This is a genomic window from Pseudonocardia sp. ZF1 (assembly GCF_056835605.1).
On record NZ_JAJNBY010000001.1, the window covers coordinates 4665265 to 4674913 of the forward strand.

General features: G+C 74.1%; 9 protein-coding genes. 2 read left to right on the forward strand and 7 right to left on the reverse strand.

Annotated elements, in window-relative coordinates:
* Nucleotides 1-53: 53 nt before the first annotated feature.
* Nucleotides 54-1394, reverse strand: coding sequence for a glutamate mutase L (locus ZF1_RS22410; RefSeq protein ID WP_482638273.1), 1341 nt, complete (start codon nt 1392-1394; stop codon nt 54-56).
* Nucleotides 1395-1513: 119 nt separating this feature from the next.
* Here ZF1_RS22410 and ZF1_RS22415 point away from each other — a divergent pair, with 119 nt between their 5' ends.
* Nucleotides 1514-2401, forward strand: a complete 888-nt coding sequence (locus ZF1_RS22415; RefSeq protein WP_482638274.1) for an AMP-binding protein — start codon at nt 1514-1516, stop codon at nt 2399-2401.
* Nucleotides 2371-2715 carry an AMP-binding enzyme gene (locus tag ZF1_RS22420; protein ID WP_482638275.1) on the forward strand — a complete coding sequence of 115 codons (345 nt, stop codon included), beginning with the start codon at nt 2371-2373 and terminating at the stop codon, nt 2713-2715. The genes ZF1_RS22415 and ZF1_RS22420 overlap by 31 nt, the downstream gene beginning before the upstream one ends.
* On the opposite strand, the gene ZF1_RS22425 is transcribed toward ZF1_RS22420, so the two are convergent.
* From ZF1_RS22425 to ZF1_RS22450, 6 genes are all read right to left on the reverse strand, one after another.
* Complete coding sequence (locus ZF1_RS22425) at nt 2697-4922, reverse strand: sensor histidine kinase (protein ID WP_482638276.1); 2226 nt, start codon at nt 4920-4922, stop codon at nt 2697-2699. The genes ZF1_RS22420 and ZF1_RS22425 overlap by 19 nt on opposite strands.
* Nucleotides 4919-5557 (reverse strand): response regulator transcription factor, encoded by a 639-nt coding sequence (locus ZF1_RS22430; protein WP_476652542.1) that lies wholly within the window; start codon nt 5555-5557, stop codon nt 4919-4921. The genes ZF1_RS22425 and ZF1_RS22430 overlap by 4 nt, the downstream gene beginning before the upstream one ends.
* A 50-nt stretch (nt 5558-5607) precedes the next feature.
* Nucleotides 5608-7335 carry a hypothetical protein gene (locus ZF1_RS22435; RefSeq protein ID WP_482638277.1) on the reverse strand — a complete coding sequence of 576 codons (1728 nt, stop codon included), beginning with the start codon at nt 7333-7335 and terminating at the stop codon, nt 5608-5610.
* A gap of 13 nt (nt 7336-7348) precedes the next feature.
* Nucleotides 7349-7744 carry a hypothetical protein gene (locus ZF1_RS22440; RefSeq protein WP_482638278.1) on the reverse strand — a complete coding sequence of 132 codons (396 nt, stop codon included), beginning with the start codon at nt 7742-7744 and terminating at the stop codon, nt 7349-7351.
* Nucleotides 7745-7756: 12 nt separating this feature from the next.
* On the reverse strand, nt 7757-7912 hold the full coding sequence (locus ZF1_RS22445) for a hypothetical protein (RefSeq protein WP_482638279.1): 156 nt from the start codon (nt 7910-7912) through the stop codon (nt 7757-7759).
* Between the two features lie 177 nt (nt 7913-8089).
* Nucleotides 8090-9640 (reverse strand): protein kinase domain-containing protein, encoded by a 1551-nt coding sequence (locus ZF1_RS22450; RefSeq protein ID WP_482638280.1) that lies wholly within the window; start codon nt 9638-9640, stop codon nt 8090-8092.
* Between the last annotated feature and the right edge of the window lie 9 nt (nt 9641-9649).

Genomic DNA, 9649 nt, shown 5'->3' on the forward strand with positions numbered 1-9649 from the left:
TGTCGCGACCTCCATGGTTCCGAGCCACCGCGGGGGTGTCAACTCAGGGGTGATCAGCCCGTCAGGTGCTCGGCGAGCAGCCCGCCCGCCGCGACCTCGCGGCCGTGCGCGGCCAGCAGCCCGGCCGGGGCCAGCACGGACTCGCTGTCGACCCGCACCTCCGCCCGGGCCAGCAGCGGGGCCAGGACGGCGTCGTGGCGCACCGTGCGGGCCGCCGCGGCCAGCCCGGCCGCGTCGCGCTGGCGGAACACGCCCCCGGTGAGCACGACGAGACCGATCTCACCCGCGTCGACGGGGGTGTCCGGGCCGGTCCCGGGGTGCGCGGGGTCGGCCAGGACGCCGGTGTGGCGCAGGTGCCTGCGCAGCGCGACCACCGCCGCGATCGCGGCCAGCCTGCGGTCCTCGGCGGCCGCGCCCCGGTCGGCGGGCACGGTGGCCCGCGACTCCTGCAGCGCGGCGACGGCCGGGCCGAGCAGGTCGGCCTCCACCGGGTCGACGACGCCCTCGGCCTGGGCCTCCGTCAGGACGCCGACGGCGCCGTCACGCACCCCGAGGTCGCCCTCCACGGTCGCGGCCCCCGGCCCGGGCCCGGGGCCGCCGCGGTGCACGTCGGTGGTCGCCGACCCGACGTCGACGACGAGCACCCCGGTCCCGGTCAGCCGGGCCAGTACCCCGGCCCCGGCGCCGACCGCGGCGTGCGTGGCGGAGTGGACCAGCGCGCCGAACCGGCCGGTGCCCGCACCGAGGACGTGCCGGGCGTAGAGCGCGGCGACGGCGTCCCGCGCGGGCCCGGCGACGATCCGGCCCGGCTGCGGCGTGACGTTGGGGCAGGTCGTGACGGCCCGCCCACCGGCCAGCAGCAGGCCGAGCGCGTCGGCGCGGGCGTCGTCGTCGTCGACCGAGAGCAGCACCGGCCAGTGCCCGCGGGTGCGGGCCAGCCTGCCCGCGTTGTGCAGCAGCACCGCCGGGTCGGCACCGTCGGCACCGCCGAGCAGCAGCACCGCCCCGGGGCGGCGGCTCGACAGCTCCAGCACCGCGTCGGTCTCCAGCGGTCCGGGGTGCACCCCGACCACCCGGGCCCCCGCGGAGCGGCAGACCCGATGCCCGGCCTCGGTGGCGATCAACGTCTCGGCCCCGACCACGGCCAGGCGCAGCGCCCCGCCCGCCGAGGAGCAGGCCAGCACCCGCGGCGCCGCACGCCTGCCCCGGCCCGCGGCGGCCGCCGCGGCGGCGACGGCCGCGTCGACCCCGGTGAGCACGTCGGGCGTGGTGGGGTGCTCGGCGAACCCCGCCGGGGTCCCGTCGGGCAGCACCAGCACGGCCTTGGTCCAGCAGGAGCCGACGTCGAGGCAGACCGCGGGCGAGTGCGGGTCGTCCGGCGACGCGTCGGTCATGGACGGCGAGCGTACCGAGGTCGGGCGGTCACAGGGAGTGTCCGCGGCAGATCCGTTGCGACCCGCACCTGCCCGAGAGGTGGGTGATCGCGGTCACCCCCGCCGGTAGGTTGATCGACGTGCTCGGACTGATGCAGGACCGCCCGCTGACCCTGCCGCACGTGTTCCACCGTGCGGAGCAGCTGTTCGCGCGCAAACGGATGGTGACCGCTCGGCCGGACGGCACCGAGGACGTCGTCACGGTGGCCCAGTGGGCCGAACGGGTACGGCGGCTCGCGACCGTCCTGGACACCCTGGGCGTCTCCGCGGACGGCCGGGTCGGCACGTTCTGCTGGAACACCTCGCGGCACCTGGAGCTCTACCTCGCCGCCCCGTGCACCGGCCGGGTGCTGCACACGCTCAACATCCGGCTGCACCCCGACCAGCTCGTCTACGTCGCCGAGCACGCCGGCGACGAGGTCGTCTTCGTCGACCGGTCCCTGCTGCCGCTGTTCTGGCCGCACGTCGACCGGCTGCCCGGCGTCGCGCACGTGGTGGTGCTCGACGACGGCGCCGACGTCGCGGTCCCCGACGACCCGCGGATCCGGTCCTACAAGGAGCTCCTGGCCGCGGCCGAGCCCTACGCGGGCCGGTTCGTCGTCGACGACGAGAACACCGCCGCCGCGATGTGCTACACGTCCGGGACCACCGGGAACCCGAAGGGCGTGGTCTACAGCCACCGCTCGACGATTCCGACGACGAGCTCGCCGCCGCCCGCGTCCGCCAGGGCAGGCCGATGCCGCTGGTGGAGATGCGGATCGCCGACCCCGAGACCGGCGAGGAGATGCCCTGGGACGACCACGCCACCGGTGAGGTGCAGGCATCCGGGCCGTGGATCGCGAAGGAGTACTACCGCGGTGAGGGCGGCGGCGCCCAGTTCACCGACGACGGAAGGCTGCGGACCGGCGACGTCGCCACCGTCGACCCGTACGGCTCGTTGCGCCTGGTCGACCGCACCAAGGACCTGATCAAGTCCGGCGGCAAGTGGATCGGCACCGTCGAGCTGGAGAACGAGATCATGGCGCACCCGAAGGTCGCCGAGGCCGCGGTGATCGGCGTCGCGCACCCGCAGTGGGTGGAACGGCCGCTCGCCTGCGTCGTCGTCGAGCCGGGCGCGACGCTGACCCTCGACGAGCTGCGGGACTTCCTCACCGACCGGGTGGCGAAGTGGTGGCTGCCCGACGCACTGGAGCTGGTCGACGAGGTGCCGAAGACCAGCGTCGGCAAGTTCTCCAAGAAGTCCCTGCGCGAGCGGTTCGCCGTCTACGAACTGCCCTCCTGAGGACCCTCCCCGGACACGACGACCTCCAGCCAGGTGTACTCGGTCGTCGAGTCGTGCACCGTGACGCGGGCACCGTCGGGCACCGCCAGCTCCCGGCCGGGGACGACGACGAGGCTCGCGGTGACGGTCGCGCCGTCGTCGTGCAGGCCGAGCACGATCTCCCGCGCCGGGATGCCCGCCAGCGCGGGACGCAGCAGCGCCGCGACGCGACCCGGTTCGACGCACAGCCCGGCCGACGGCTGCAGGACGACCCGGCAGCCCTCCGCGCGGGCGGCGTCGAGAGCGGAGCGCAGGCCGTCGTCGAGCACCTCGGGCAGGTGCAGCTCGTCCCGGATCGCGGCGTCCAGTCGCAACGCGGTGTCCCTCCGGGTCTCGGCCTTCTCGGTCCCCGCGGCGACCGCGGTCAGGAACGGGCGCACCTCGCGGTGCAGCGACTCGATCCGGCGGTCCCGCACCGCGCGCCGCACCCGGTCGACCACCGCGTCGGCCTCGACGCGGGTCCGCCGGTCGTTCGCCTCGATCGTCGCCCGGCCGAGTCGCCGGACCGTCCGCCCGATCAGCCACGCCATCAGCGTCCCCAGCGCGGGGGCGACGAGCATCGGCATCGCGAACAGGACGACCGTCACCAGCGGTTCGGCGGCCAGGGGTCCGACGGCGAGCGCGGCGACGATGCCGACCTGCGCGGCGACCACAGCGAGCAGCGCCTCGCCCGAGCGCCGCACCGTCACCAGAACCATGAGCAGCGGCGTGGTCGCACCGATCGGCCACGAGGCGAAGGTCAGCAGGTCCGCCACCGGTACCACGAGGACGGTGGCGACCGCTCCCGCGACCGCGACGAGGGCGGCGCTCGCCGAGAGGGCCGCCCCCACGCCTCGCGCGGCCCGGACCACCAGCACCGCCGCCAGTGCGCACACCACCGCGTACCACGCCAGGAACCATCGCGACTCCGGGACCTGGTCCGGCTGCAGGGCCGCCACCAGCGCGTTCATCGCGAGGTATCCGACCAGCAGCGCGTAGAGGGGCCGGCGCACGTCTCCCGTGGCGGCGGCGAAGGAGGCGATCCGGTCGACGGATACGGGAGCAGGTGGCGGGCCGACCGGCTCCGGGGGACGCTTCAGGCACACCGTGGTCCCGTGTCCGGGCACGCTCGTGAGCGTCGCCGTCCCGCCGACCGCCCGCATCCGCCCGACGATCGACTCGTCGATGCCGGCCGACCTGCCCAGCGCCCCGGGATCGAAACCACGGCCGTCGTCGACGACCGTCACCCGGATCCCCGGCCCGTCTGCGAGTTCGATCCGTGCCTCGTCCGCGGCGGCGTGCCGGTCGACGTTCCGCAGTGCCTCGCGGACCGCACCGCGGACGGCGGCGACCACCTCGACCGGGGCGACGACCGGCTCACCGGGCAGCTCGATCCGGCACGGGGTCCGACCGTCCAATCCATCGAGCGCCGAACGGACATCGGTCTCCCGACCGGTCGACGGTGTCGGCGCGGATCCGTCGAGCGCCGCCGCGGCGCGGCGAGCCGCCGCGCGCCGCTGCGTCCCGTCCACGCCCCTGGTGGCGGCTCCCCGCAGCGCGGCGGACACCTCGTCATGCAGGACCCGGGCGAACTCCGCGGCCGCCTCCCGTTCGGCTGCCGCGGCGTCGGCAGCGATCCGGGCGGCGCGTTCGGCCTCTGCCGCGGCGTCGGCCCGGGCACCCGCGGTCCGCAGCACCGGTGCCACGACCGCGGCGATCGCTCCGCTGACGACCAGCGACCACACCCCCAGCAGCGCGGCGGGCAGCCCGTCGGTCGGAGTGCTCGTCGCGACCTGCAGGACGACGAGACCGCCGGTCCCGGCAACCGCCCACCGCGGCGTGGCCAACGTCAGCAACGGGACGATCGCGGCCACGACCGGCTGGCTGCGGTAACCGACGACCAGCCCGGGCGGCGCCTCCAGGAGGTATCCGACCTGCACCAGCGCGGCGACCAGCACGACGACGGCGGCGTCGACCGGGCCGAGCCGGGTCCGGACGCCGCGGACCGCCAGGACCGTCGCCGTCGTCACGAAGGCGACCGCCGCCGCCGTCGACACGGGGGCCCCGGCGGTGGGACCGGTACCGGTCGCACCCCGGAACGCGATCGCCGCCCAGCCGACGGCGAAGAGCACCAGCAGCGCCGCATAGGCACGCTGCAGACCGACCTCGACCCCCGACCGGAAGCTCATCCCGGATCCAGGTCGAGGTGACCGTCCGCGTAGGCACGCCACGGCAGTTCGGTGGAGTCGTCGAACACGACCCCACGGGCCGCGTAAGCCGCCAGCGCCCGCTCGCGGTAGGTCTGCAGCGTCCCCGGCGTCACGAACAGCTGCTCGGCGATCGAGCGGCGCGGCACGCCGCGCGCCATCAGCCGCAGCACGTCGAGCTGGCGCTCGGACAGCCGGACCCGGCCGGCCGGATCGTTGACGATCTGATGGGCGAGCTCACTGGAGACGTAGGCCGTGCCGCTGCCGGCGCAGCGGACCGCCTCGACCAGCACGTCCTCCGGGTCGCCCTTGAGAACCAGTCCCGACGCCCCTGCCTCGATACCCCGGCGGATCGGCGCCGGGCGTCGCTCGGTGGTGAACAGCAGGACCGCCGCGCCCCACTCACGTAGGCGGGCGACGTTGTCGGCCACGTCGCTGCCGTCGGCGAGCCTGACGTCGAGCAGCACCACGTCCGACGGGTCACCGGCGGGCAGGTCGTCGACCGTCGACGCCGCCGCGGCCCAGACGATGTCGTCCCCCGCCGTTTCCAGGTGCGCTCGCAGCCCGGTGAGGACGATCGGGTGGTCGTCGACGCCGGAGACTGTGAGCGAGGTCATGGGCCGATCCTGCCAACCCCTCCGTGGCAGGACCGACCCGCCCGACACGCTCATCCCACGTCCGGTGCGAAGCGCTGGACCAGCCAGCCGCGGTCGACGTCGATGTCCCAGGTCAGGTAGAGGTCCGGGCCCTGGGCGGTCGTGATGTACCCGGCCGCCTCCCCCGACGACACCACGTCGTACCGGAGGTCGAACGCCTCTTCCGCCGGGGAGGAATCCAGGAGGTTCTCGACGAGCGGACGCCCGAACGTGTCGGTGGCGTCCGATGCGCTCAGCGCGCGCATCGCGGCCGCGTCGCGCGCCCGCCACGCCGCCAGGAACGCGGCCGCGCTCTCCCGGAAGTGCTGCTCCTGCAGGGCGTCGCGCCGGGCGCAGGACCCGCCGTCGTCGCCGGGGGTGCCGCGGCAGAGGTCGTTGGCCTCGTTGCGGGCCCGCCAGAGCGCGTCGAGGTCCCCTCCGGCAGCCGACGGCACGGTCTCGGTCGTGGTGAACAGGCTGATCTCGCGGGCTCCCCGGTCGAGCAGCAGGGTGGTGGTGAGGTCCGGCAGCACGAACCCGGCGTACTCGACGACGGCCAGGTGACGCATCCACTTCTTCAGATCGGTCGTGGCCCGCCGGACGCCCTCCGGAACACCGCCGGCCGCCGCACGCCACGGTGCCAGCACCGTCTCCGGGCTCTCCAGCACGCACCGGGCCGAGGCGGCGAGCACCGCCGCGAGGCCGTCGTCATCCGACGTCGGCAGGCACGCCATCGCGACGAGGTACTCCAGCCCGACGGGTCCGTCGTCGAGCAGCTCGATCGCGAGATTCGTGATCACCCCGAACGCCACCCCGGTCGTGGTGTAGGAACCGGACAGGGTGAACGGGATGTCGCCGGTACCGCGCACGGTGTCTTCGGTGAGTCCCAGGTGCAGCTGGTCGCCGGGCTGCACCAGCCAGGTCCGGTCCTGTTCGACCGGCCCCTCGGCGACGCGGTCGAGGACCTCGGCGACCAGCTCGGGGGCGATGTCCTGCATGGAGCCGTACCGCCGCTCGGAGTAGGCCCAGCTCGGGGCGGCCGGGGACCGGACCACCAAGGTCGCCCCCCGGTTGTTCGCGATCTTGACGACGGCGGTCGCGGCGTCGGCGGAGTCGGCACCGACGCAGGTCAGCAGCGGGGCGTTCGGATCCCCGTCGAGGAAGACCACGTCGTCGACCCACGGCGGTCGCTCGCCGGCGCAGGTGGGCGGGTCCGTGCGCTGGTCGAAGAACCTGCCGACCGCGGCGGTGGTCGCGCCGGTGAACTCCTCCAGCCACTTCCAGCTGAGGTGCCCCACCGGGAAGACCGCTTCGGTCCGGTCGGCATTCCACACCGCCGGGATCACGTCCTCGGCCGGGATCTCCCCGGGTGCGGCCGCGCGCTGGGAGACGAGCACGACGACACCGTCGTCGGGGCGCGGGGTCGGCGGTCGCCACACCAGCGTCCACGGGGCGGTCGGCTGCCCGGACGACAGACGGAGATCCAGCGCGGGTGAGACGAGGGTTCCGAGTGTGTCGACGGTGACCGGGGCGATGTCGAGCCGCGCCCCCTCCCGGGGGACGCCGTCGGCCGGGACCCGCAGCGTGAGGTCGTCGGCGAGCCGGACTTCGGTGGGGACTCCACCGGGCAGCTCGACGCTGCTCGATCCCGTCTCCTCCGGTGCCGATCCGCCGGACACGTACCACCAGCCGAGCGCCGAGCACCCGGCCAGCAGCACGGCGACGACGCCGACGAGCGCTGCACTGCGCGTTCGTGTCACGATCCCGGCCCGTTCACATCCGCCCGGGTGCCGAGCCCGCCTCGACGGCCTGCAACCGCCGGAGAGCGCCCTCCGCGATCGGGATGCCCTTGGAGCGCAGATGTGCGCGACGCAGGCTCACCCACATGATCACGTCGAACGGGGTGTGTCCGACGACGCGTAGCAGCACGTCGCGGACCGGGCCGCGGTCCTCGATGTGGATCTGCACCGCCCACCCGCCGAAGTGCCGCGTCACGCTCGCCACGGCGGCGAACGTCGGGTCCGTCTCGAACGGGTCCGTGGTCGGGTCCAGAGGCTCCAGGAGCACCTTGCGCGACTGTGCCGACACGTACTCGTGGAAGGCGCGCTTGATCACCTCCACCGGCAGCGGGGTGGTGAACGTGATGTCGTGGACACGTGCCTTGACCATCGCCATCGCTGCTCAGCGCCCGTCGAGCAGCCGTCGGGCCCGGTTGCCCCGGGAGCCGGACTCGCGCGCCATCCGGGCGAGCAGCAGCCGTTCGGCTGCGTTCAGCGAGCCCATCCCGGTGATCTCGCCCTTGTCCAGCACCCGCTCGTACTCGTCGGCGTTCGCCACGTCCCACCTCTGCTCGTCGCGCTGTCGATCATTCGAGGAGATCGTGTCGCGAACCGACCTCCGGTGGTGTCGGTGATCGATCGGACACCGGTCCGCGGCGACAGGTCCGGCCTCGTCGTCATGATCGATCTGCGCCACTGAACGTCTACGCCCGCAAACCACGAAGACCTTCCGCGGTCAGCTCATCTCCCGCAGGCGATCCCGCAGACGGTCCAGAGCCCGAACCCGGGCGGCATCCCCGCCGACACCGGCCACCAGACGAGGTCGCAGCTCGTCGAGCTCCTCGATCGCCCGGTCGTGTTCGCCCAGCCCACCGAGAAGCTGGGCGATGAGGAACCGCGCGTCGACGACGTCGGGTTCGGAGAGCGTGTCCGCCTGCCCCACCGCCAGCCGCAGGTGCGGGAGCGCCTCCGCCGCGCGGCCGAGTTCGGCGTAGACGTAGCCGGTCTGGAACGCGAGATCGACCAGGATGTGCGACGGGGTCTTCTCGAACCGGCGGTACTCCTGCGCGACGGCGACGAGCAGCGGGGCGGCCCGCGACAGCCGACCCGCTTCGACGAGTGCGCCGGCGAGCATGTGCCGCAACTGCAGGTGGTGATACGGACGGCCGACGCTGCGGACGACGCCCTCGTCCAGCGCGCGGACGGCCCGGTCCGGCTGGTCGGCGTCCAGGAGCGCCGCCGCGTTGCCGACGAGTTCCTCGTACTCGGCGTCGCCGAGCGGCGGCAGCTCGTCGCGTTCGGCCGCATCGGCCGACGGAGACAGCAGCGGGCTGCGGAACGGTCGGAGAGGGTCCCGATCCCCGCCGCCCGCGGTGTCATCCGGGCCTGCCGTGTGCGGCAGCAGTCCCGTGTAGACCTCCGCCGCGGTGGGGCGTTCGGTCGGTTCCTTCGCGAGCATCGCCTCGACGAGCCGGGCGAGTTCCTCGGGGATCTCGGGGCGGCGCTCACGAACCTGCGGCACGGGCGACTGGAGATGGTGCACGCGCAGCGGCCTGTCCGCGGTCGCGTGGAACGGCAGGTCGCCGGTCAACATCTCCACCAGGAGGCAACCGAGCGAGTACACGTCCGACGCGGCGGTGACGACGATCCCGAGGCACTGCTCGGGCGACATGTACGGCGGGGTGCCGATGGTGCGGTCGACCTGGGTGAGGCGGGGCAGTGCGCCGGCGCCACGCAGGATCGCGATGCCGAAGTCGAGCAGCTTGACCAGGCCGCCGTCGACCAGCATGACGTTGGCCGGCTTGAGATCGCGGTGGACGACGTCGACCCGGTGCACATCGGCCAGCACCGCGGCGAGCTGGGCGCCGATGGCCGCCGCCCACGCGACCGTCGGCGGATCGTGTTCGAAGTCGAGGGCGTCGATCACGGCTTCCAGCGTCGAACCGTGCAACAGCTGCATCACGACCCACAGCTCGTGCACGCCGTCCGGTCCGGGCTCGACGCCGGTGTCGTAGACCGCGGGGGCGCCGGCCAGCTCGAGGCGAGCCGTCGTGCGGATCTCGCGCAGGAACCGCTTGCGGTCCCGGTCGAGGTCCTCGGCGATGTCGGCTTCCTCCGGGGTCGTCGGCGGGTTCGGCACCGACCGGGACTGGCGGAGCACCTTGATCGCGACGCGGCGGTCGAGCCGTTCGTCGTAGCCGTGGAAGACCTGGCCCATACCGCCGCGGCCGAGGACGCCGTCGACGCGGTAGCGGCCGCCGAAGTACCGCGCACCGTCCGCCGTCAAGGGAGCTCC

Excerpts from the sequence above, each read along its gene's own strand:
- ZF1_RS22410 (WP_482638273.1), bottom strand. The coding sequence starts at position 1,394 with ATGACCGACGCGTCGCCGGACGACCCGCACTCGCCCGCGGTCTGCCTC.
- ZF1_RS22425 (WP_482638276.1), bottom strand. The coding sequence starts at position 4,922 with ATGAGCTTCCGGTCGGGGGTCGAGGTCGGTCTGCAGCGTGCCTATGCG.
- ZF1_RS22430 (WP_476652542.1), bottom strand. The coding sequence starts at position 5,557 with ATGACCTCGCTCACAGTCTCCGGCGTCGACGACCACCCGATCGTCCTC.
- ZF1_RS22440 (WP_482638278.1), bottom strand. The coding sequence starts at position 7,744 with ATGGTCAAGGCACGTGTCCACGACATCACGTTCACCACCCCGCTGCCG.